Below are 22,430 nucleotides of genomic sequence, written 5' to 3'. Positions count from 1 at the left end.
GCTGTCGTGAGCCCCGACTCGCCCCTGTCCAGGATCGGCGACCCGCTGGTCCGGGCCGCGACCACAGCCCCCAAGGTCATGTCACGTGTCCGAGGAGGGTTGGCCCGCGCTGCGATCAGGGCAGTCGGCGGTAGCTGTGGCAGGCGACTGCGGATCGAGAAGGGCTTGCGGGTCCGTCAGGGCTGGCACTCAGGCATCGACCTCGGCGACGACGTCTACCTCGGCAGGGACACCACGATCGACTGTCCACGCGGGGGTCGCCTGGTGATCGGTTCGCGCGCGACCCTCACCCAAGGCGTCTTCGTGAGTGCGGTCGCCGAGGTCTTCATCGGTGATGACGCTCTGATCGGCGAATACTGCTCCGTGCGCGACGCCGCTCACGGCACGGCGCTCGACGGGATTCCCATGCGCGCACAGCCGATGGAGCCGGATCGCATCTCGATAGCCGCGGACGTCTGGCTCGGTCGAGGTGTGGCTGTGGTCGCAGGGGCGCAGATCGGCGCCGGGGCGGTGATCGGGGCCAACTCGGTGGTGCTGGGCGACATCCCCTCGAACGCCATCGCGGCAGGTGCCCCGGCTCGGGTGAAGCGCCTTCGAGAGGGCCGATGAGCGCTCGACGCAACCTGATCCTCAATGTCGTCATCCAGACGATGGGGGCAGCGTCTTCGTTCGTGGTGATCGCGGCGCTCGCGCGGCTCGCGGGCCCGGCGGTGCAGGGTGAGTACGCCGTCTTCAAGAGCTTGGTCGACGTCCAGGTCGCGTTGCTCACCCTCGGGCTACCGAGTGGCTTCGTGTACGTGATCAACAAGGGCCTCATCTCTACCTCGACCCTGTCGAGATGGTCCGCGCGCGGCATTCCTGTCTTCCTGGTCCTGGGCGGACTGATCACGGCGGTCTACCTCGGCACCCGGTCGGAACTGGCCGAGCAGGGAGTGCTGGTCACGGCTGGCCTGCTGGCCGTCGCGGTCGCGGCGACGACGTTCTACGCCCTCCTGCGCGGCATCGTGCTCACGCAGACGGACGGTGCCGGATTCGCCTGGCTGTCGGCATTCCCGCCGATCTCCTTGATGGCGCTGGCGATCGTCGGTGTCGGAATGGGGTGGTGGAGCCTGGCGGTGAGCTTCGCGGCCTCCAGCCTGTTGGCGGCGCTCGCGGCGGTGATGCTGTACCGATCCAGCGCGCTGCCGATGGCTCGACCGGTGGACGGGTCAGCCTGGGGGACTTTGCGCAAGCAGTCCTTCCACAGCTTCCTGCAAGGACTGTTCCAGAGCGGCGCCATCTTCGCCACCATCGCCGTGATGCAGGGTCTCGGCGCCCGCGTGATCGACATTGGTCACTTCAACGTCGCGTCGTTGGCGGTCGTCGGTCCCAACCTGCTGGTCGCCATGATCGCGCCGGTCCTCTACAGCCGGTGGACCAAGACACTGACACGCGCGGGTCGACGTCCGCTCATCAGTAGATCCCTGCGGATGGCGGTCGTGATGCAGGTGTTGGCGCTCATGCTCCTACCGGTCATCACACCCCTTCTCACCTTCCTGCTGGGCGCGGACTACCGGCCGGCGGCCGTGGCGATGATGCCGTTGCTGCTCGCTGTCCTCCCGCTTGCAGCCACGCGGATCATCGCGCCAGCGCTGCAGGCAACCGGCGACACCAGTGTCGCCACGGTGGCGTGGGGGATCCGGCTGGCGGCGCCGTTCGTCCTCATGCCGCTGGCCTGGATGATCGACGACATCGTCCTCTGGGCGACGGTGATCACCGCGATCGCCGAGTACGCCGCACTGGTCGCGATGCTCCTGCTGGCGGCTCGCCGCAGCAGGCTCAGCCCTGCATGAGCGCGAGCAGCTGAGCAGCGACCGTCGCTGCATCAAACTCGGTGCGCACGTGTCGCGTTCCGGCTGCCGCGAGGGTGCTACGCAGCTCGTCGTCGGACAGACGCTGGATCGCATCCGCGAGTGCAGCGGCCGACTTGTCCGGCACCAGGAGTCCGGTGACCCCGTCGACGACGAGCTCCGGGATGCCCCCGGTCTCGGTGGCCACGACGGCCAGCCCGGCCGACATCGCCTCCATGACGGAGACCGGCACACCCTCGTGGACCCCTCCACCCAGGTCCACGCTGGGCATCACGAACACGTCATACTGTCCGGCCGCATAGGTGGTCGCGAGCTCCGATCGCGGCCGGACACCGTGCATGGTGACACGGTCCGCCAGTGCGAGGTCGCTCACCTGGGCCGCCAGCTCGGGGGCCAGCGGCCCGTCGCCGTACAAGTCGAGAGTCGTATCGAACCCCCGGTCGCGCAGCAGGCTCATCGCCTCGACCAGGTGACGTTGACCCTTGACGGGCAGCAGGCTGCCGGCAGTGACGAGCCGGAGTGTGGTCCCGCGTTCTTGGCCGAGGGGCGGCGGCCCGTCCACCCTCTCGCTCGACTCGACCCCCATGTGGAGGTCGACGAGTCGGCCGGCGCCTTCGCCCACTCGCTCCTCGAACGCGGCCCGACAGGCGCGCGCGATGAACCTGATGAACACGGCCCGCTCAGCCTTCGCGTGGAACAGGTTCTCGACGTACACGTCCCAGCGATGGGCGGTGATGCTGAATGGGCTGCCAGTCAGGTGGGAGATGGCCAGAGCGCAAGTGGAGGTGTGGCTGAGCCAGTGAGCATGGATGTGGTCATAGGGCTCCTCGTCGGCAATCGAGGCCGCCACAGCGACCGCCAAGGGGATGACCACGCTGTTGCGGGCAAGGACACGGGGGGACTGCCGTAGGACACGGAGCAACGCTCCCGTCCCTCGGGCCCGGTGGCGCAGCGTCGTGCGGACGGACCCGGCGAGGGACTCGGCCCTCAGCGTGACACCGGGGGGCAGGGCGCGGGCCACGCCAGTACGCCGCATCGGAAGGACGTCGATCCGGACCCCGAGCGCCGCAAGCTCTGCCAGCTCGGGCTCCAGGAACGACTCGGCGCTTCCACCGAAGGGATAGGACGCGGTGATGTAGAGCAGCCGCACCTCAGGACACCTCGACCGGGTCAGGATCGGACCCAACAGCATGCGAGTCCTGGAGAAGTCGCGGAAGAAGAGCGGTCATGACGAGCGCCAGCACCAACGCGACGGAGTACTGCACGAAGGTGGTGACGAATGCCTGCAAGGGACCCCGGAACAGCGTGAACAGCAGCAGCAGGACCACTACGTGGTAGAAGCTCTCGGCCACGATCGTGAGGGCCGACCCATCGTGGCGGCGGCGCAGCAACAGATTGCGGAGGAGTGCGACGACGAGGCCCAGGAGGAGGAAGTAGGCGGCCACGCCGGCGAGTCCACCTTGATGGACGGCCTCGGCAAAGGGGGAGTACCCGTAGCCCTCACCGGGCTGCCAGTCGGGGATCCGGGTCCGCGCGAACTGCTCAGCGATGTCGAGGGGCCGGTCGGACCAGACCGCCCGTGGTACCCAGCCGACGAGTCCCTGGATGACCGACTCACCGAAACCTGATGCGGGTGCGCTCGACCCACGGTCAAGCATCTCGTCCACGATGGACACGAACGGTCCAGCGGGTTCGATGGTCGTCAAGTAGCCGGATCGACCTGCGAGCTGCAGGACGCCGCCTCCCCGGAACGTGCTGAAGGAGATGGCGGCCACGGCCAGCAGGACCGGCATCACCATGACGGAGGTCCCGACAGCCAGGGCTGATGGCTTGCGCACTCGCGTGGTGAGGTAGCCGAGCGCCACCAGTCCCGCGAGGACGATGGGTGTCTTCTGGTTGGAGTAGAGCCCCCACATGGACAACAGGCCGGCGAAGGCGACGGCGTCGCGGAACGGGTGCCTTCCGAAGCGTGCGAGGGAGAACCCGTACATCGCCAGCAGCACTTGCATCATGGCGAGCCCGACGGCGTACAACGGGCTCTCGTATCGCTGGGTGTAGGACGTCGTGTAGTCGCGGGTGGCGATCAGCTGCGCTCCGAACAGCACGAGCATGACCAGCACCGACAAGGCAGCGCACAGGCCCAGTGCACGCTGCGCGTGGGCGATGTCCGCGCGGCTGAAGGTCGGCTGGGTGAACGGGGTGCGGTCCACGATCAGGAGGTATCCCACCACGAAGGCGATCAGCGCGACGAACGCCAGGGGAACGACTTGTGTCACGACCTCCTGCGGGATCACGATGGTGCTGCGCAGGGAGAGATTCCGGTTGCCGGTGAGCGTGACCTCCATCGGGATCGCCACGACGTAGAGGAACAGTCCGAGACCGAACAAGGTGACGGGCGAGACGACATGGTCGAAGGAGCGGGTCGCCGCAGCCAGCAGGGCCACGAGGACCAGGAAGACCGCTCCCAGGACGACGACGGTCATCTGCGACCGCGCTCCACCGCGGCTCGCAGCTCGCCAGCCAGCCGGTCTGCGACCTTGGCCAGGTCGTGGTGCTCGAAGACGTAGTCCATGCCCTGGCGCCCCAGGCGGGCGCGTTCCTCGGGTGATGCATCGGCGAGGTCGATCAGTCCCTCAACGAGCGCGGCAGGGTCCTCGGGCGGCACCGACACTCCACCATCGGACTCGGCGACAGGGTTGATCGGGGTGTTGACCGCGATCACGACGGGCCGGGCGGCCGCCATGTAGTCGTAGAGCTTGTTGGGGCTGATCCCGTTGGCGTACAGAGGGGAGTCGCGCCAGGTGATGATGAGGATGTCGGCGTCCCGCATCCGCTCACGCACCTCGGACTTCGTCACCGGGTCCTCGAACGACACGGTCGTCAGGCCTCGCTCGGCGACCAGGGCCTGGAGGTTGGGCTTCTCCTTGCCGTCCCCGATCAGCCGCAGGGTCATCGGGGGCGCGTCCGTTCGCCGCTCGATGATGGACCAGGCGTCGATCATCGTGTCCAGCGCATTGGGGACGCCGTGGGCGCCTGCGTAGACGACGCTGATCGGTCCGCCCGCGAGCGACAGGGGGGCCCCGGGCTCCGGCAGGGTGGAGACGTCGACGCCGTTGGGCACGGTCACGGTGCGCACCTCGCGGCCGGCCACCGCCCGCACGTGCGTCTCACTACCGGGAAGCACCAGGAAGACGACGTCCGCGACTCGATAGAGGAATCGCTCCAGCACCTTCATCACCACGACGAGCGGGTGCCAGCCCTTCAGGCCGAGCAGCTCGACCAACGACATCGGCCAGAGGTCGCGGACCTCGAGGACGAAAGGGACCCGGAACCAGCGGGCCGCGAGCCAGCCGCCGACACCGCCGAACAGGTGTGGGCTGGAGGCGAGGACAACGTCCGGACGCTGCCCGCGCGGTGTGCGCAGCGCCTTGGTCACCACGCGCAGGGCGAAGTGGAGCATGTTCAGCACGCGGCGGATGCCGTTGGCCGGGGCGACGTCGACGGGCACGGAGGAGAATCGCTCCGAGTTGTCATCGCGGGCCTCGGCTACGTTCCAGTAGTGGCCGCGACCGGAGATGATCAGCGTCTGGACGTCGCTTCGCTCCTCCATCAGCCTCGCCAGGGTCGCGTGCCGGGTGATGCCGGGGGCGCTCTCGGGGATGGCGTAGTGGTTGACCAGCCAGACCTTCAGTGGCGTCGTCACGCGAACGCCCTCCTCACGGTTGCGATGATGATCTTCAGGTCGCCGGCCAACGACTGGGCTGCCACGTAGCGCTGGTACATCTCCAGCTTCTTCGGGGTCACGATGGTCCGGTAGGCCTCGATCGGATCGGCGTACTGCGCCAGCAGGGCCTCCTCGTCGAAGTGTTCGAGGGAAGCCGGGTCGGTGATCCCAGGCCGCACCGACAAAACGATCCGACGGACGTCCTCGGGCCAGTCGGCGACGTACTGCTCGACCTCGGGCCGAGGTCCGACCAGGCTCATGTCGCCCTTGAGCACGTTGAAGAGCTGCGGCAGCTCGTCGAGCTTGGTGCGGCGCAGCACCCGGCCGATGTCGGTGATGCGCTCGTCGCCGGCGACGGTCACCTCGGGCGCACCCGGCTGGCTGACGCGCATGGTGCGGAACTTCAGAATGCGAAATGTCCGGCCGTCGCGACCGACGCGTTCCTGGCGGAACAGCACAGGCGCACCCTCGCGCACCCGGATCAGGGCAGCGATCACGAGCAGGAGCGGCGACAGCAGGATCGACCCGACGGCCGCCCCCAGGACGTCGATGCTGCGCTTGAGCACGATCAGGATGCCTTGAGAGTCGTGCGTACGGCGGCGATGACGCGATCGACCTGGTCGTCGGTCAGCGCCGAGGAGATGGGCAGGCTCACCACGCGGGTGAAGGCGTCGGAGGCGACGGGGAAGTCCTCGGCGCGCAGGTCGTAGCGCTCGCGCCAGTACTTCAGCTGGTGCAGGGGAATGAAGTGGACGCTGCAGGCGACACCCTGTTCCTGCATGCGCATGATGAACGCGTCGCGATCGAGGGGGGCGTCGCGCAGCCGTGCGGAGTAGAGGTGCCACGAGTGCTGTACGCCCTCGCCGGCGACGGCGGGCAGCTGGAGCGGCAGGTCCGCGAACGCCTCGTGGTAGCGGTCGGCGATGTCGGCTCGTCGCTGCCTCATCGACTCGGCCCGCCCGAGCTGCACGAGTCCCATCGCGGCTGCGATGTCGGTCATGTTGTACTTGAAACCGGGTGCCACCACGTCGTACTGCCACGATGCTCCGACGCGTGTGTAGCGGTCGAGCACGTCACGATCGATGCCGTGCAGACGCATGACCCGCACGCGGCGCGCGAGGTCCTCGTCGTCGGTGGTCACCATGCCGCCCTCGCCGGTGGTCATGGTCTTGGTGGCGTAGAAGCTGAAGACCGTCGCGGCGGACGGACCGGCGCCGACCGTGCTGCCGGAGTGCGAGGCGGGGAACGCGTGTGCGGCGTCCTCGATCACGGCCAGGTCATGTGCGGTCGCGAACGCAGAAAGTGCGTGCGGGTCCATCGGCAAGCCGGCGAAGTGCACGGGAATGACGCCGCGGGTGCGGTCCGAGAGCTTCTTCTCCGCGAGCGTGAGGTCCAGCGCCAACGTCTCGGGGTCGACGTCGACCAGCACGGGATCAGCGCCGAGGTAGCGCACCACCTCTGCTGATGCGGTGAAGGTCCAGGTCGGAACCAGCACCTCGTCGCCGGGGCCGATCCCGGCCGCCTCCAGGGCGAGGTGCAGCCCGGCGGTGGCGCTGTTCACGGCCACTGCGTGCTTGGCGCCCACCCGCTCGGCGAAGGCCTGCTCGAACTCGGCGCTGATCTTGCCGGTCGTGACCCAGCCCGAGAGGATCGCGTCGCTGACAGCGGCGGCCTCCGCGGCACCCACGTCGGGGCGCGCGAATGGAATTGCCTCCATGACGATCCTTCCCCGTTGGAGCAACAGCGCTCGCACTCTACTTGCCGCGTGGGTTCGTGGGAAAAACCTGGCATCGGTGAGAATCGACGGCGTGACTGGTTGGGACAGCAAGATCCTGCTGGCGCCGATCATCACCGGCGTCCTGTTCGCGATCGCCTGGACAGCCTCCATCTGGGCAGGACTTCCCGTCAGCACGGTCGTCACTGCACGTGCGGAGCCGCAGTTGATCGGTGCGGGCCATGATGTCGCGCCGGCGGGAGCGGCGGGGTACGGCGTGATGGTCGAGGTTCGCGGCGCAGCCGAGGGTCATCCGGTTCGCCTCGACGTGTGGTCCGACGGGGGATGGCGACCCGAGGATGAGGGCACGACCGATGCGCAGGGGCGCGTCCGGCTCGAATCCTCCGACGGGGCCTACAGCCGGGTCGTGACCGACGTGGACGGCTCGCGCGAGGTGGTGGGTGTCGACCCCGTCACGGACGGGCAACCCATCTACGTTGGCGAGGAGTTCGACGCCGAGACCTTGAGCGCGGAGTGGCTCATGGTTCCGCAGCCGGACGACGGAGGGACCTGCACGTTCAGTGACCGGCGGGCGATGACGCTCGCGGACGGCCAGCTGGCCTTGAGTGTCGAGGAGGCTCCGAGGCGGCCGTGCCGACGTACGGGACAACGGGCCCGCCTGAACGGCCACGTCGTGTTCCGTGCCCCTGTCACCTACGGGACGTCGGCGGCTCGGATCAAGCTGCCAAGTTCGCGCGGAGTGACCTCTCAGTTCTGGCTGCAGCCCGCAAGTCCCGGTGAGCGGTGGGTGATGGACGCCGAGCACGAAGGCGTGGTGATCACCGAGACCGCGGGCACCGACAGTGCTCCGCGCGTTGCCACCACCGTGAACCGCGTGACCGACGGCGCCGTCCAGCCCTTGCGCCGGCTCATGTCTCCCGTGGACGCGCCGAACGACGGCAAGTTCCACGTCTATTCTGTCGTATGGACCCCTGAGGACTACACCTTCCAGGTCGACGGACGGACGATTCGCCGCGTCGAGAGCTCGAGTCCGTTGGCCCCTATGGTCATCGGTCTGGCGACCTTGTCCACCCGGGACCGACTGCCGGTGGATGCGGACGACCGGACCATGTACGTCGACTGGGTGCGGGTCTGGCTGTAAGTGAGGTGGATGCGCGCGATCGTCACCGCGTCCCGCCTACCCTTGACCGGGCGAGAGGGAGGAACGATGTCGCGAGTACGTCGAGTGCGCGCTGCAGCAGCCACGTGGCTGTTGCTGCTGGCGACCGCGTGCGGCAACCCCGAGGCATCCCCCGACACGGCCACACCCTCCCCGTCAGCCTCCCCGACGACCTCGTCCTCCGCCCCCACGTCGTCGCCGGCCGAGACCGAGCCGCCTGTGGCGGACCCGGCGCACGCCGTCGAGCCACCGGGCCCGCGCAAGGGCGCGCTGGTGCTCGCCGACCTGATCATCAAGGACCAGGACGCCCTGGACCCCGAGGTGATCGAGGAGATCAACGCGCTGAGGACCGTCAAGCGGTCGCTGGTGCTCTCGCTCGGCAACGTCGGCATCGAGAACAGGGTCATCAACATCGGTGCGGTCGACCCGTCGACGTACCGCAACTTCACCATCGCGGCGTCCGCCGAGCTGCAGGAGCAGTGGGACCGGGTCGCCGGGGGCGAGGTCGCGCTGGAGAAGTCGCTGGCCGAGCAGCTGCAGGACAAGGCGGGCTACCTCCAGCTCGGCAACGACGAGGACGCCCCGACGGTGCACATCGGCGCCTATGCGCCGCAGGTGCCGCAGATCGACGCCGTGGTCAACGAGAAGTGGGGCGAGGAGCTCGGGATCCCCACCGACAACGCCATGCTGGTCAACACCGGCATCTACTCACCGCGCGACGTGATGGAGAAGCTGCAGGAGATCGTCGGCGACGACGCGGCCGTGTCCATCCTCGGTCCGGACCTCGACCCAGGTGCGGAGCAGATCGCGGTGCTGAGCGGCGGTTCGGTCGCCGAGGCCGTCGGCACCTTCCGCTACACCGTGCTGGGTGGCGGCCGGATCGCGCCCGAGCAGTCCTGGGTCACCGCCAACATCCGCACCGAGCCGGTGCCGATCCTGGGCAACGTCACCTGCCACAAGGTGATCTTCCCGCAGCTGCGGGCGGCGCTGCTCGAGATCCAGACGACCGGGCTCGCCGACGAGATCAACCCGGGGGAGTACGCCGGGTGCTACTACCCGCGCTACATCGCCAACACCCAGCAGCTCTCGCTGCACTCCTTCGGCATCGCGCTCGACCTCAACGTGCCGGGCAACCAGCGCGGCACCTTCGGTGAGATGAACCGCGCCGTCGTCGAGATCTTCAAGAAGTGGGGCTTCGCCTGGGGTGGCGACTGGGGCTACACCGACCCGATGCACTTCGAGATGAACGCGCTCAAGGAACCGGCGTAGGGCTTCAGTCGGCCCGCAGCGGGTGCGCGAGCTCGTCGGCCGGCAGCTTGGCCCACACCGTCGCGACGACCGCGACGACGACCGGCACGATGCCGGCGATGTAGAAGGTGTTGCGCAGCCCGATCGCGTCGGCCACGGGCCCGGCGAGCGCCATCGAGACCGGCATCAGCGAGATGCTGACGAAGAAGTCGAGGCTCGCGACGCGACCGAGCAGAGCGGGTGGCACCCGGCGCTGCAGGAGCGTGCCCCAGATGACCATCGGCGCCGAGAAGAGCGCCCCCATCACAGCCGCGGCACCGATCACCATCCAGACGCGGTCGGCCACCGCGATCACCAGGAACGGCAGGCAGCCGAGTCCCCAGCCGACGTTCATCAGCGTGAGGTAGCGCCGCGGCATCCGCACGGACGCCATCGCCAGCGAGCCGAGCGCACCGCCGATGCCGAACGCGGCCAGGACGTAGGAGTGGTCGTCGGGGCCGCCGCCCAGCGTGTCCTTGATCAGGAACGGGATCAGCACCTCGAGCGGGCCCATCATCACCAGGATCATCAGCGACGCGAACAGCAGCGTCGCGAGCAGCCACGGGGTGCGCACCATGTAGGCGAAGCCCTCGCGCATGTCCGCGACCGCGGAGCGGATCGGGTGCCGGGCGTGCGCCTCGTCGAGGGTACGGCGGATGGCGGTCTGCGGAACCTTGGTGAGCACCACCAGCGCGACCGCGCCCACGACCGTGGCCACGGTGAAGGCGGCGCCGGGCGAGTACGCCCCGACGACCGCACCGGCCACGGCCGGCCCGACGGCCTGGCCGATGGTCGGGCGCACCATGCCCTCGAACCCGTTGACCGCCTGCAGGTCGGACTCGGGGATCAGTGCCGGCAGCCAGGCGGAGTAGGCGGGGTAGTAGAACGCCATGCCCATCCCGGACACGAAGGTGACGCACGCGAGGATCCAGATCGCGTTGAGGTCGGCGGAGGACAGGAACGCGACCAGCCCCATCGCCACCATCTCGACGAGCGCGACGGTGAGCAGGATCAGCTTCTGCGGCACCCGGTCGGCCACGACCCCGGCCAGCAGCGCCGGGATCAGCACGCCGACCGCGCTGGCGGTCATCACGGTCGAGAGCTGGCCCGGGCCGCCGCCGAGACGGATGACCTCCCAGACCAGCGCCACGATCCAGACTCCGCTGGCGAACGCGCTCGCGGCGAGGGCGAGCGCCAACCAGCGGTAGGCCGGGGTGCGGAACGGAGTCAGCGCCCTGGGCAGCCGACGACCGACCGTCTGGTCACCGACGACATCGCGAACCTGGTCGGTGATCGGATCCCCCATGGTGCCCAGTGTGGCGGGTGGCACCGACATCGGGCCATCGGGTTTCGTGGTCATGCCGCGAGGCTCCTCCTTCAGGTGGACTCGAGGTCAAGCCCGCTAGCCTCGGCCCCATGCGCGCCGTACAAGTCGAGACCACGACCGGACCCACCGACCTCAAGGTCAACGACGTCCCCGAGCCGACGCCCGGCCCCGACGACGTGCTCGTCGAGGTCCACAGCGTGGGGGTCTCCTTCCCCGACCTGCTGCTGAGCCGCGGGGAGTACCAGATGAAGCCGGAGCCGCCGTTCAACCTCGGCGTCGACTTCGCCGGCGTCGTCCTCGACCCGGGCAGCAGCGACTTCACGGTCGGTCAGCGCGTCGCGGGCGTGGCCGGCTGGGGCAACGCCGCCGAGGTCGTCGCCTCGCCCAAGATCTGGACCTTCCCGCTGCCCGACGCCCTGTCCTTCGACGAGGGCGCCGCGCTGCCGATGAACTACCTCACCGCGCAGTTCGCGCTCAAGCACCGCGGCGGCATCGCCGACGGCGACACGGTGCTCGTGCACGGTGCCGCCGGTGGCGTCGGCACCGCGACCCTCCAGGTCGCCAAGGGGTACGGCGCCCGCACCATCGCCGTCGTCAGCACTCCCGAGAAGGCGCAGGTCGCGCGGGACGCCGGGGCGGACGACGTGGTTTCGACAGGCTCGACCGACGAGCGGGCAGGGTTCCGGGACCAGGTCAAGGAGCTCACCGGCGGCCGCGGGGTCGACATCGTCCTCGACGTCGTCGGCGGCGACCTGTTCACCGATTCGCTGCGCTGCCTGGCCGAGCAGGGGCGGCTGCTGGTCGTCGGTTTCGCTGCCGGCCAGGGCATCCCCGAGGTCAAGGTCAACCGGCTGCTGCTCAACAACATCGACGTCCGGGGCGTGGGCTGGGGCGCCTACGCGATGACGCGACAGGACTTCATGCAGCAGCAGTGGGCCGAGCTTCTGCCCATGATCGAGACCGGCGTGGTGAAGCCGCCGATCGGAGCGACGTACGACATGGACGGCTTCGGCCAGGCGTTGGTCGACATGGACGACCGGAAGACGCTCGGCAAGTCGGTCGTGCGCGTCGGGCGGCGTTGACCCTGCCAGTTAGGGTCGGTGCGTGAGCATCCTGGATGACGCCCGCCCGGGCATGAACCCCGACATTCGTCCGCAGGACGACCTCTTCGGCCACGTCAACGGGCGCTGGCTCGACGAGACCGAGATCCCCAGCGACCGGTCGAGCTGGGGCCCGTTCGTGCAGCTGGCCGACGTCGCCGAGGCGCAGGTCCGCGACATCATCACCTCGATCGCCGAGACGCCCGCCGCGGAGCTGGACGAGGAGGGCCGCAAGATCGGCGACCTCTTCGCCTCCTTCATGGACGAGGCGAAGATCGACAAGCTCGGCACCCGCCCGATCCAGCCGCTGGTCACCGCCGTGGCGGGCCTGCGCGACATCCGCGACCTGGCCGCCTTCCTCGGTGAGTTCGAGCGGATCGGCGGCGCCGGGCTGTTCGGCTCCTACGTCGACACCGACGACCGCCAGTCCGACCGCTACCTCTTCCACATCACCCAGGGCGGCCTCGGCCTGCCGGACGAGAGCTACTACCGCGAGGACAAGTTCGCCGAGATCCGCGAGAAGTACGTCGCCTACCTCACCCGCCTGCTGGAGCTCGGGCAGCACGCCGACGCAGCCGGTGCGGCGCAGACGGTGCTCGAGATCGACACCAAGCTGGCGGCCGGACACTGGGAGCGCGCGGAGACCCGCGACGTCCAGAAGACCTACAACCTGATGACGCTCGAGGAGCTGAAGGCGCTCGCGCCCAGCTTCGACTGGGACGTCTACGTCACCAACCTCGGCGGCAACGACCAGACGATCGCCGAGACCTGCGTGCGGCAGCCGTCCTACCTCGCCCACCTGTCCACCGTCCTCGACGAGGTGGACATCGAGGACTGGAAGTCGTGGCTGCTCACGCACGTGCTGCGGTCCGCGGCGGCGTACCTCCCCAACGACTTCGTCGAGACCAACTTCGACTTCTACGGCCGCACCCTCAACGGCACCCCCGAGCTGCGCGAGCGCTGGAAGCGCGGCGTCTCGCTGGTCGAGGGCGCGCTGGGCGAGGCCGTGGGTCGCGAATACGTCTCGCGGCACTTTCCGCCGGAGTCCAAGGCGATGATGGACGAGCTGGTCGACAACCTGCTCAAGGCCTACCGCACCTCGATCGAGGCCCTCGACTGGATGACCGAGGAGACCAAGCAGAAGGCCTACGACAAGCTCGACACCTTCCGCCCGAAGATCGGCTACCCCGACAAGTTCCGCGACTACTCCAACCTTGTCGTGAAGCCGGGCGACCTGATGGGCAACATCGCCGCCGCCTCGGCGTTCGAGACCGACCGCGAGCTCGCCAAGATCGGTTCCCCGGTCGACCGCGACGAGTGGTTCATGCTGCCGCAGACGGTCAACGCCTACTACAACCCCGGCACCAACGAGATCTGCTTCCCGGCCGGCATCTTGCAGAAGCCCTTCTTCAGCCCCGACGCGTCGCCGGCCGAGAACTACGGCGGCATCGGCTCGGTGATCGGCCACGAGATCGGCCACGGCTTCGACGACCAGGGCGCGCAGTACGACGGCGACGGCAACCTCAACGACTGGTGGACCTCCGACGACAAGGCCGCCTTCGAGGTCAAGACCAAGGCCCTGATCGCGCAGTACGACGGCTTCGAGCCGCGCAACCTGCCCGGTGAGAAGGTCAACGGCGAGCTGACCGTCGGCGAGAACATCGGCGACCTCGGCGGCCTGACCATCGGCCACAAGGCGTTCGTGATCGCGGCCGGGGGCGAGGCGTCGGTCGAGGACCGGCAGGCCCTGTTCATGAACTGGGCCTACTGCTGGCGCACCAAGCGCCGCAAGGAGCAGGACCTCCAGTTCCTCACCATCGACCCCCACTCGCCGCCGGAGTTCCGCGCCAACATCGTGCGCAACCTCGACGAGTTCCACGAGGTGTTCGAGACGTCGGCCGACGACCTGCTGTGGCTCGATCCCGCGGAGCGCGTGCGGATCTGGTGACTCAGCGCCGGTGCGCCCGAGCTACTGAACAGTCGCGGGGTTCCCAGCGCTGAGGACCCCCTGACTGTTCGGTAGCGCGGAGTGGTCGCGGGCCTGTGGATGACGCGACGCACGTCCGGCCGAATCGGGGCAGCCTTGCCGCATGGCCAGGCACAAGTGGGATCCCGTGGCGCCGTACGCCCCTGTCGTGCACCCCGTGCGCGTGGGCGACGAGCTCACGCCCGATCGTGCTCGCGGCCGTGGACATCGGCGGACGGGGTCGGGGCTCTACGTCCCTGCCGCGGTCGACAACGGCGTGGCGCAGCAGCGCATCGTCGAGGAGGCGGCTCGGCTGCCACCCGGCGGGGCAGTCACGGGCTGGGCTGCGTGCCTGCTCCACGGCGCGGCCTGGCTCGACGGGCTGGATCGCGACGGTCGAACCCAGCTCCCGGTCGCCCTCGCCGTCGGCCCGCGGGGCGGTGTCCGCAAGACGTCCGGGATCGTCGTGTCGTTCGAGCGGCTCCCCGAGTGGGAGGTCTGGCGACGCTACGGCGTGCGCGTCGTCCGCCCCGAACGAGCAGTGTTCGACGAGATGCGTCGCCATGACCGCGACGAGGCCCTGGTCGTGCTCGAGTCCGCGCTCGCTGGGCGCATCACCTCCCTGCGGCGCTTTGCGGCGTACGTCGAGGGCCACCGCTCGGCGCGCAGGTTCGACGTGATCGCCTGGGCGCTCCCGCGTGCGCGCGGTGGCGCGCGATCTCCGCTGGAGGTGCGCGTGCGCACGCTGGCCGAGGAGCACGCCGGTTACGGCCGACTGCTGGTCAACCGCGTCGTCGAGACGCTCGACGGTGTGCGTATCGGCGAGGTCGATCTCATCGACGAGGAGTCCGGGACCCCGATCGAGGTGGACGGTGCTGAGCACCGCAACGCGGATCGCCAGGCGTGGGACATCACCAAGGAGGAGGCCCTGCGCCAGGTCGGCCTGGAGACGGCGCGGGTGACGGGCAGCCAGCTGCGAGACCCGTCGACCCTGCTGCGGCGACTGGTCGCCGTACGCGCTCGCTCCCTCTTCCTTCCCGCGCATGCGCGGGCGTGGCGGCTGAGGCACAGGGACGACGACAACGAGCCCCTGCTCCAGGAGCGCGAGGCAGAGGCACTGTGGCACGAGGAGGTCTGTGCCTGAGCTACCGAACAGTCGCGGGGTTCCCAGCGCTGAGGACCCCCTGACTGTTCGGTAGCTCCGCAAAGCGGGCTGGTTGGATGGCCGGATGCTCAAGCCCGGCCACGACCAGTCCGCCCACCGCGTCCGGATGGAGTGGGGTCCGACGGGTGCTGCGTCGGTGACGGCCGACATCGCTGTGGTCATCGACGTGCTCTCGTTCACCACCACGCTGAGCATCGCTGTCGAGCGCGGCATCACCGTCCTGCCCTTCGTCTGGAAGGACGAACGCGCGCGGGAGTACGCCGATGCGCGCGACGCCGTCCTGGCCGTCGGTCGCCTCGAGGCGCAGGCGCTCGCGGCGGGTGAGCCACGCGGGATCAGCCTGTCGCCGGCCGCGATGGCGACGGTCGACCTGACCGGCGTGGAGCGGATCGTGCTGCCCTCGCCCAACGGCTCGACGATCTCCTTCGCCCTGGCCGAGACGGGGTCGACGGTGCTCGCCGCGTCCCTGCGCAACGCCGGCGCCGTCGCTGCCCACCTCGCCCCGATGGTGCTCGCCGGCGCGACGTGCGCGGTGGTCCCGGCGGGGGAGCGCTGGCGCGACGACACGCTGCGCCCGGCGATCGAGGACCTGTGGGGAGCGGGCGCGGTGATCGCCGGCCTCGTCGACCTCGGGGTCACCGGGCTGGGGCCCGAGGCGCGGGTCGCCGAGCAGTCGTTCCGCGCCGTACGACCCGATCTCGCCGCGGAGCTGGCGGCCTGTGCCAGCGGGGTCGAGCTGGCTGCGGCCGGCTACGCCGACGACGTCGAGGTCGCCGCCCAGCTCGACGTCAGCCGCGTGGTGCCGGTGCTCGAGGCCGGGTCCTTCGTCGCCGCGGAGGGCTAGGCTCTCGTCATGACGGCCGAACGCACTCCGACGTCCATCAGTGGCGGCATCCTCGTTGGTCACGACGGCTCCCCGGCCTCGAGCGAGGCCGTGACATGGGGAGCCGGGCACGCAGCCCGACTGGGTGTCCCACTGCACGTGCTCCGCGCCTGGAGCCTGACCAACGCGCCGCGGCCGGCGACGATGGAGCCGGGCTACGTCCCGCCGCCGGAGGACTTCGAGGCGGCCGTGCTCCAGCAGCTGACCCGCGACGTCGAGGCACTGAACCTGCCGTCCGACTGCACGCTCGAGCTGCACGTCGTCCGCGGGCAGTCCTCGGCCAAGCTGCTCGAGGCCGCCGCGGACGTCGAGATCGTGGTCGTCGGCGCGCGCGGAGCGGGCGGGTTCCGGGGCCTGCTGTTCGGCTCCACCGCGGACCAGGTCATGCGGCACGCGCCGTGCCCGGTCGTGGTGCTGCCGGTCGGGCGCGACTGACCGGTCATCCCGCCCGGGGCGTGCGGACGACCTTGCTCCAGCCTGCCTGCGGGCAGGCAGGCTGAGGGATCGGCTCCAGAGCCACGACCCGGTCCATCGAGGCCAGCCCCACGTCCTGGTGCGTGATCCACACGATGCTCCGCCCCGCCAGCGCGGCGAGCACGTCGCGGGTGACGGCGGTGGCGGTGGCGGTGTCGAGGTGGGCGGTGGGTTCGTCGAGCACGACGACCGGCTGGCGCCCCAGGACGGCCCGGGCCAGCCCGAGGCGGGCGCGCTCGCCGCCGGAGACGTCGCGGTGGCCGGCCCCGATCAGGGTGTGCAGCCCGACGGCCTCGACCCAGGCGCCGAGCCCGGCGACGCGCAGCGCGGCGGCGACCTCGTCGTCGGTGGCAGCCGGCCGGGCCAGGCGCACGTTCTCGACGACGGAGGTCGCGAAGAGGTAGGGGTCGTCGTCGACCAGCGCGACGTGCGCCCGCACGTCGTGCAGCGCGAGGTCACGCGCAGGCACCCCGTCGAACGACACCTCGCCCGTGGGGTCCAGGAACCGGATCAGCTGCGCCGCGATCGTCGACTTCCCCGAGCCCGACGGCCCGACGAGGCCGATCCGTTCGCCCGGAGCCAGCGTGAAGGAGGCCCCTCGGTGGTTGAGGAGGGACGAAGTCTCGTCTCGAAACCCGGCGCCGACGTCGCGCGCCTCGACGGTGGGGTACGCCGCAGGCCACCCGACCGGTGACACGGGATCGGCGACGGCGGGAGCCTGCCCGATCAGCGCGTCCACACGCGCGGTGGCCGCGACACAGCGGGCCCGGGCCACGGCGGCGTCGACGACCGGCGCGAGCACTTCGTGCAGCGCGAGCGGGAGCAGCACCAGCAGGGCGGCCGTGGCCGGTGCCAGCGGTCCCGTCACGAGCGGCATCAGCGCCACCGCGACGCCCGTGGTCACGAGCAGCAGACCCCGCGCCAGCGCCGGGGCGACGGCGGCCCGGCGAGCGAGGGCGGCCAGCGCGGAGCTGGCGCGCACGACGGTGTCGACCGCCGCCGTGTCCCGCTGCCAGGCGACGAGCTGGCGCGCATCGGTCAGCGTGGACTCGACCAGCTCGCCGAGGTGGGCTCGCGCGGCGACGTACGACCTCTCGACCACGGCGGCCCGGCGGCCGACGAGGAGCCCGACGGCGAGCGTGGCCACCACCGGCAGCGCGACGACGAGCGCGGCGACGGGGACGAGGGCGCCGGCGAACAGCAGGGCTCCGGCAGCGACCAGCGCCGCCGTACACAGCGGCACCCGGACCCTGACCCGCTCGTCTACGAGGGCATCCACGTCGTCGACCAGCGAGGTGAGCAGGTCGCCGCGACGGCGGGTGGCGGTGCCGAGCCGGGCGGGGACCAGCGGCACGAGGGCGGCGTAGACCGCGGCCCGGCGCTCGGCGAGGCGACCGAGGGCCTGCTCGTGCGAGAGCAGCCGCTCGGCGTAGCGCAGGACGGGTCGGGCCAGGCCGAAGGCGCGGACACCGACGATCGCGACCATCAGCGTCAGCACGGGCGGCTGGGTCGAGGCACGGGTGATCAGCCAGCCGGCGGTCGCGGTGAGCGCGACCCCCGATGCCGACGAGAGGGCGCCGAGCGCGACGGCGGCGAGGTCCGCCCGGCGCGACGGGGCCCAGTCCGGCAGGGGCGGCAGGGCCGTGACGGCGGGTCGGGAGGTGGCTGGCGGAGCGGCCATTGATTCAAGGCGAATCACTTGGTCCGCGAGGTCGACCAGCGCCGGTCGGTGCGCGACCACGACGACGGTCCGCGACTGCGCGAGCTCGCCGATCACCCGCACGAGCACGGCCTCGGTGCTGGCGTCGAGGTGGGCGGTGGGCTCGTCGAGCAGCACCACCGGCCGGTCGCTGACCAGCACCCGGGCCAGGGCCAGCCGCGCACGCTCGCCGGCCGAGAGCCCGGCTCCGTCCTCGCCGAGCTCGGCCTCCAGACCGTCGGGCAGGGTGAGGACGACGTGGGCGAGGTCGACGCGCTCGAGCGCCCGCCACAGACGGGCGTCGGACGCGGCCGGATCGCCGTGCCGCAGGTTCGAGGCGATCGTGCCGGCCGTCAGCCACGGCCGCTGCGGCAGCCACGCCACCGACGCCCGCCACTGCGCCGGGTCGCCGTGCCCGGCCACCCGGATCGCGCCCGCGGACGGCGTCAGCTCGCCGGCGACGGCGGCCAGCAGCGTCGACTTGCCACACCCCGACGGCCCGACGACGGCGGTGAGGCCGATGCCCCACCGCGCGCTCAGGCCGGCGACGACGGGCGCGCCGCCCCAGCCGAGGGTGACGTCGTCGAGCACGACGCCGACCTCGTGCGCGGCGTGGCCAGCACCTGACGGAGTAGATGGGGAGAGCGCGAGGTCCGCCGACGCGAACGCAGCCGCCCCCTCGGCCGCGGCGTGGAACTCCGCCCCCACGCGGCGCAGCGGCCAGTAGGCCTCGGGCGCGAGCAGCAGCACCACCAGCGCGGTCGGGAAGTCGATCGAGCCGGCCGCGAGCCGCAGCCCCACGCAGACCGCGACGAGCGCGACCGAGAGCGTGGCTAGCAGCTCCAGCACCACCGACGAGGCGAAGGCCAGCCGGAGCGTGGCCAGGCTGGCGATCCGGTGCCGGTGCGTGACCGAGCGGATCGTGTCGACCTGCGCGCTCGCGCGGCGGTGCGCGACCAGCGTCGGCAGTCCGCGGACGACGTCGACGAAGTGTCCCGAGAGCGACTGCAGCAGCCGCCACTGCTGCTGCGCACGGTCGCGCGTCGCCATACCGACCAAGGCCGCGAACACCGGCACCAGCGGCACCGTCAGCACCACGATCAACCCGCTCAACGGGTCGAGCCAGGCGACGGTCGCGACGGTGAGGAGGGGTACGGCGCCCGCCACCACCAGCGCCGGCAGGTAGCGCGTGAACCACGGCTCCGTCGCGGCCAGCCCGCGGGTGAGCAGCACCGCCAGCTCGCCGGTCCGGCGCGGGTCGCCGAGGCTCGCGCGCAGCACCCGGCCACGCAGCGCGGTCGAGACCTGGCCCGCCGCGCGGGCGGTCGCGAGGTCCACGACGAGGCCGGTCGCGGCCCGGGCCGTGAACACCACGACCGTCGCGAGCGCAGCGCCCGCGACGGACTCGCCCCGGGCGACTGCCACGACCAGCGCGGCGACGGCGAAGGCCTGCCCGATCAGCAGCACCCCACCGAGGACGGCGGCCGTCGTCGCGAGGACCAGGGGCCCATGCGCCGGGGTGAGGTGCGAGCGCAGCGCCGGGTCGAGGGGCTTCACTTCGCCGCCAGCTCCACCGTCGGGATGTGGTGGGTGCCGATCCGCTGGCGGAAGACCCAGTAGGTCCAGGCCTGGTAGCCCAGCACCAGCGGCGTGAAGATCGCCGCGGCCCAGGTCATGATCGTCAGCGAGTAGTCCGTCGCCGCCGCGTTGGTCGTGGTGAGGCTGAAGGCGACGTCGGTCGTCGACGGCATCACGTCGGGGAAGAGCGCGACGAACATGCCGGTCACCGCGAGCGCGATCGCGCCGAAGGTGCCCGCGAAGGACACCCCCTCGCGACCGACGTACGCCGATCGCACCCCGACCACGAGCAGCAGCGCTGCGACCGCGAAGACCGCGGCCGAGGCCGGTGAGCCGGTCCTCGCCTGCAGCCAGGTGAGGAAGAAGACCGTGAGCACGATCGCGACCAGGCCGCTGCGCCAGGCGAGGTCGCGGGCGCGGACGCGGATGTCGCCGGCCGTCTTGAGTGCGATGAAGGTCGCGCCGTGGGTGACGAACAGCGACAGCGTGACCAGCCCGCCGAGCAGCCCGAACGGGTTGAGCAGGGTGAGCAGGCCGCCGGTGAACTCCTTGTCGGCGTCGATCGGCACACCCGCGACGAGGTTGGCGAAGGCGATGCCCCACAGCACGGCCGGGACCAGCGAGCCGAACGTGATGGCGGTGTCCCAGCGCGACTGCCACTGGGCGTCGTGCCGCTTGTGGCGGTACTCGAAGGCCACGCCGCGCGCGATCAGCGCGACCAGGATCAGCAGCAGCGGCAGGTAGAAGCCGCTGAAGAGCGTGGCGTACCAGTGCGGGAAGGCCGCGAACGTCGCGCCGCCGGCGACCAGCAGCCAGACCTCGTTGCCGTCCCAGACCGGGCCGATGGTGTTGATCATGACCCGGCGCTCGGTGTCGTCCTTCGCGAGCACCGGCAGCAGCATCCCGACCCCGAAGTCGAAGCCCTCGAGGGCGAAGTAGCCGACCCAGAAGAAGGCGATGGCGACGAACCAGACGGTGGTGAGCTCCATGTCGGTCTCCAGTTCAGGGTGCTAGTAGGCGAAGGCGAGCGGGGCGTCGTCGGCCCGGTCGCCGAGGGCGGGGTCCGGGGGCTCGACGAAGGGGTCGGCGCCGTGCTGGATCGTGGTCGCGAGCAGGCGCACCTCGATCACGGCGAGCACCGCATAGACGAGCGTCAGCACGACCAGCGAGGTCGCCGCCTCGGCGACCGAGACGCCGGGGGAGACGGCCTGCTCGGTGGTCATCAGCCCGAAGACCGCCCACGGCTGGCGACCCATCTCGGTGAAGATCCACCCGAACGAGCTGGCGCCCAGCAGCGCCAGCGGCAGTCCGATCCCGAGCGTGCCGAGCCAGCGGGCGCTGGGGGTGCGACCACGTCGGGTCAGCCAGAGCAGCAGCGCCGAGCCCGCAGCCGCGACCAGTCCGAGGCCGATCATGAACCGGAAGGTCCAGTAGGTGATGGGGATGACCGGCGTGTAGTCGCCGGGTGTGTAGTAGGTCGCGCCCGGGTCCTGGCCGTAGGTCTCCCGGTACTCCTCCCGCAGGTCGTTGATCCCCTGCACCTTGCCGTCGAAGCTGCCGGTGCCGAGGAAGGACAGCAGGCACGGCACGGTGACGGCGAACTTCTCGCGCTTGCCGTCGGGCGTGCCGACGGTGAAGACGGAGAACGGCGCGCAGGTCTCGGCGGTCTCGTAGAGGCCCTCGGCGGCGGCCATCTTCATCGGCTGGACGTCGGTCATGATCTTGCCCTGGACGTCGCCGCTCACGGCCACGCCGAGGCCGGCCAGCAACGCGATCGCGGCGCCGAGCCGGATCGTACGGCGGTAGAGCTCGCGGTCCGCGCTGCGCCGTACGAACAACCAGGCACTGACGCCTGCCATGGCCGCGCCTGCGGTCATGTAGGCCGCCGCGATCACGTGCGGGAAGGTCACGAGCTGCACCTCGTTGAACATCACCGCGGCGAAGTCGACCAGCTCGGCACGACCCGACTCGGGGTTGAAGCGGTAGCCGACGGGGTTCTGCATCCACGAGTTGGCGGCGAGGATGAAGTAGCTCGACGCGAGGGTGCCGAGGTGCACGATCCACATGCAGGCGTTGTGCAGCCCGCGCGGCAGCTTGTCCCACCCGAAGATCCACAGCCCGAGGAACGTCGACTCGAGGAAGAAGGCGAGCAGCCCCTCGATCGCGAGCGGGGCGCCGAAGACGTCGCCGACGAAGCGCGAGTAGTCCGACCAGTTCATCCCGAACTGGAACTCCTGCACGATCCCGGTCACCACCCCGATCGCGAAGTTGATCAGCAGCAGCTTGGCGAAGAACTTCGTCAGTCGCAGGTAGTCGCGGTTGCCGGTGCGCAGCCACAACGTCTCGAGGAGCGCGACCAGGGCCGTGCCGCCGATCGTGAGCGGCACGAAGAGGAAGTGGTAGACCGTGATCACGCCGAACTGGATCCGCGCGATGTCGAGGACGTCCATGGGGCACCCGTTTTCTACGACGATGTGTAGTAG

General features: G+C 70.4%; 18 protein-coding genes. 9 read left to right on the top strand and 9 right to left on the bottom strand.

Translation table 11 applies throughout. The annotated features are described in order from the left end of the window. Positions 1-6: 6 nt before the first annotated feature. Positions 7-609, top strand: a complete 603-nt coding sequence (locus C9J87_RS06775; RefSeq protein ID WP_107705064.1) for an acyltransferase — start codon at positions 7-9, stop codon at positions 607-609. Then, complete coding sequence (locus C9J87_RS06770; protein WP_107705063.1) at positions 606-1,832, top strand: polysaccharide biosynthesis protein; 1,227 nt, start codon at positions 606-608, stop codon at positions 1,830-1,832. The genes C9J87_RS06775 and C9J87_RS06770 overlap by 4 nt, the downstream gene beginning before the upstream one ends. Here the strand turns inward: C9J87_RS06770 and C9J87_RS06765 are convergent. The 5 genes from C9J87_RS06765 to C9J87_RS06745 are packed head-to-tail and all read right to left on the bottom strand — an operon-like array spanning position 1,819 to position 7,291. After that, positions 1,819-3,000, bottom strand: coding sequence for a glycosyltransferase family 4 protein (locus tag C9J87_RS06765; RefSeq protein ID WP_157953133.1), 1,182 nt, complete (start codon positions 2,998-3,000; stop codon positions 1,819-1,821). The two genes, C9J87_RS06770 and C9J87_RS06765, sit on opposite strands and share 14 nt — an antisense overlap. A 1-nt stretch (position 3,001) precedes the next feature. Next, on the bottom strand, positions 3,002-4,333 hold the full coding sequence (locus C9J87_RS06760; RefSeq protein WP_107705061.1) for a hypothetical protein: 1,332 nt from the start codon (positions 4,331-4,333) through the stop codon (positions 3,002-3,004). Further along, on the bottom strand, positions 4,330-5,553 hold the full coding sequence (locus tag C9J87_RS06755) for a glycosyltransferase family 4 protein (RefSeq protein ID WP_107705060.1): 1,224 nt from the start codon (positions 5,551-5,553) through the stop codon (positions 4,330-4,332). The genes C9J87_RS06760 and C9J87_RS06755 overlap by 4 nt, the downstream gene beginning before the upstream one ends. Next, positions 5,550-6,140 (bottom strand): sugar transferase, encoded by a 591-nt coding sequence (locus tag C9J87_RS06750; RefSeq protein WP_107705059.1) that lies wholly within the window; start codon positions 6,138-6,140, stop codon positions 5,550-5,552. Before C9J87_RS06750 ends, C9J87_RS06755 begins: the two co-directional genes overlap by 4 nt. A 2-nt stretch (positions 6,141-6,142) precedes the next feature. After that, on the bottom strand, positions 6,143-7,291 hold the full coding sequence (locus tag C9J87_RS06745) for a DegT/DnrJ/EryC1/StrS family aminotransferase (protein WP_107705058.1): 1,149 nt from the start codon (positions 7,289-7,291) through the stop codon (positions 6,143-6,145). On the opposite strand from C9J87_RS06745, the gene C9J87_RS06740 reads away from it, so the two are divergent. Together C9J87_RS06740 and C9J87_RS06735 are read left to right on the top strand one after the other, a co-directional pair. Beyond that, positions 7,290-8,450: a glycoside hydrolase family 16 protein gene (locus C9J87_RS06740; protein WP_107705057.1), complete on the top strand. Its 1,161-nt coding sequence runs from the start codon at positions 7,290-7,292 to the stop codon at positions 8,448-8,450. The genes C9J87_RS06745 and C9J87_RS06740 overlap by 2 nt on opposite strands. 66 nt (positions 8,451-8,516) lie before the next feature. Then, the gene (locus C9J87_RS06735) at positions 8,517-9,737 is read left to right on the top strand and encodes a M15 family metallopeptidase (RefSeq protein WP_107705056.1); all 1,221 of its coding nucleotides are present in this window, start codon (positions 8,517-8,519) and stop codon (positions 9,735-9,737) included. A 4-nt stretch (positions 9,738-9,741) separates the two neighbouring features. Here C9J87_RS06735 and C9J87_RS06730 read toward each other — a convergent pair whose 3' ends face one another. Then, positions 9,742-11,115: an MFS transporter gene (locus C9J87_RS06730; protein ID WP_198652294.1), complete on the bottom strand. Its 1,374-nt coding sequence runs from the start codon at positions 11,113-11,115 to the stop codon at positions 9,742-9,744. Between the two features lie 56 nt (positions 11,116-11,171). Between C9J87_RS06730 and C9J87_RS06725 the strand changes: the two genes are divergently transcribed. From C9J87_RS06725 to C9J87_RS06705, 5 genes are all read left to right on the top strand, one after another. After that, complete coding sequence (locus C9J87_RS06725) at positions 11,172-12,164, top strand: NADPH:quinone oxidoreductase family protein (RefSeq protein ID WP_010831136.1); 993 nt, start codon at positions 11,172-11,174, stop codon at positions 12,162-12,164. A 22-nt stretch (positions 12,165-12,186) separates the two neighbouring features. Further along, a complete protein-coding gene (locus tag C9J87_RS06720) occupies positions 12,187-14,130 on the top strand; it encodes a M13 family metallopeptidase (RefSeq protein ID WP_010831137.1) in 1,944 nt (647 codons plus the stop codon). Positions 14,131-14,272: 142 nt separating this feature from the next. Next, entirely contained in the window at positions 14,273-15,292 is a 1,020-nt protein-coding gene (locus C9J87_RS06715) for a hypothetical protein (RefSeq protein ID WP_107705055.1), read from the top strand. A gap of 85 nt (positions 15,293-15,377) precedes the next feature. Beyond that, positions 15,378-16,157 (top strand): 2-phosphosulfolactate phosphatase, encoded by a 780-nt coding sequence (locus tag C9J87_RS06710; protein WP_107705054.1) that lies wholly within the window; start codon positions 15,378-15,380, stop codon positions 16,155-16,157. Between the two features lie 9 nt (positions 16,158-16,166). Next, entirely contained in the window at positions 16,167-16,631 is a 465-nt protein-coding gene (locus C9J87_RS06705; RefSeq protein ID WP_107705053.1) for a universal stress protein, read from the top strand. Positions 16,632-16,635: 4 nt separating this feature from the next. Here the strand turns inward: C9J87_RS06705 and cydD are convergent, their stop codons facing one another. Genes cydD through C9J87_RS06690 form a run of 3 tightly spaced genes read right to left on the bottom strand, consistent with a single transcriptional unit; the run spans position 16,636 to position 22,397 of the window. Then, a complete protein-coding gene (gene cydD, locus C9J87_RS06700; RefSeq protein WP_107705052.1) occupies positions 16,636-19,926 on the bottom strand; it encodes a thiol reductant ABC exporter subunit CydD in 3,291 nt (1,096 codons plus the stop codon). Next, a complete protein-coding gene (gene cydB / locus C9J87_RS06695; protein WP_107705051.1) occupies positions 19,923-20,936 on the bottom strand; it encodes a cytochrome d ubiquinol oxidase subunit II in 1,014 nt (337 codons plus the stop codon). Before cydB ends, cydD begins: the two co-directional genes overlap by 4 nt. A 21-nt stretch (positions 20,937-20,957) precedes the next feature. After that, positions 20,958-22,397 carry a cytochrome ubiquinol oxidase subunit I gene (locus tag C9J87_RS06690; protein WP_107705050.1) on the bottom strand — a complete coding sequence of 480 codons (1,440 nt, stop codon included), beginning with the start codon at positions 22,395-22,397 and terminating at the stop codon, positions 20,958-20,960. Positions 22,398-22,430 lie beyond the last annotated feature (33 nt).

Origin of the sequence: Nocardioides allogilvus, from assembly GCF_003047285.1 — a bacterium.
Taxonomy (GTDB): domain Bacteria; phylum Actinomycetota; class Actinomycetes; order Propionibacteriales; family Nocardioidaceae; genus Nocardioides; species Nocardioides allogilvus.
The sequence above is the reverse complement of the archived record's forward strand: the minus strand, read 5'-3'. Positions and strand labels throughout refer to the sequence as shown.

Excerpts from the sequence above, each read along its gene's own strand:
- C9J87_RS06770 (WP_107705063.1), top strand. The coding sequence starts at position 606 with ATGAGCGCTCGACGCAACCTGATCCTCAATGTCGTCATCCAGACGATG.
- C9J87_RS06760 (WP_107705061.1), bottom strand. The coding sequence starts at position 4,333 with ATGACCGTCGTCGTCCTGGGAGCGGTCTTCCTGGTCCTCGTGGCCCTG.
- C9J87_RS06740 (WP_107705057.1), top strand. The coding sequence starts at position 7,290 with ATGACGATCCTTCCCCGTTGGAGCAACAGCGCTCGCACTCTACTTGCC.
- C9J87_RS06745 (WP_107705058.1), bottom strand. The coding sequence starts at position 7,291 with ATGGAGGCAATTCCATTCGCGCGCCCCGACGTGGGTGCCGCGGAGGCC.
- C9J87_RS06735 (WP_107705056.1), top strand. The coding sequence starts at position 8,517 with ATGTCGCGAGTACGTCGAGTGCGCGCTGCAGCAGCCACGTGGCTGTTG.
- C9J87_RS06730 (WP_198652294.1), bottom strand. The coding sequence starts at position 11,115 with ATGACCACGAAACCCGATGGCCCGATGTCGGTGCCACCCGCCACACTG.
- C9J87_RS06725 (WP_010831136.1), top strand. The coding sequence starts at position 11,172 with ATGCGCGCCGTACAAGTCGAGACCACGACCGGACCCACCGACCTCAAG.
- C9J87_RS06715 (WP_107705055.1), top strand. The coding sequence starts at position 14,273 with ATGGCCAGGCACAAGTGGGATCCCGTGGCGCCGTACGCCCCTGTCGTG.
- C9J87_RS06710 (WP_107705054.1), top strand. The coding sequence starts at position 15,378 with ATGCTCAAGCCCGGCCACGACCAGTCCGCCCACCGCGTCCGGATGGAG.
- C9J87_RS06705 (WP_107705053.1), top strand. The coding sequence starts at position 16,167 with ATGACGGCCGAACGCACTCCGACGTCCATCAGTGGCGGCATCCTCGTT.
- cydB (WP_107705051.1), bottom strand. The coding sequence starts at position 20,936 with ATGGAGCTCACCACCGTCTGGTTCGTCGCCATCGCCTTCTTCTGGGTC.
- C9J87_RS06690 (WP_107705050.1), bottom strand. The coding sequence starts at position 22,397 with ATGGACGTCCTCGACATCGCGCGGATCCAGTTCGGCGTGATCACGGTC.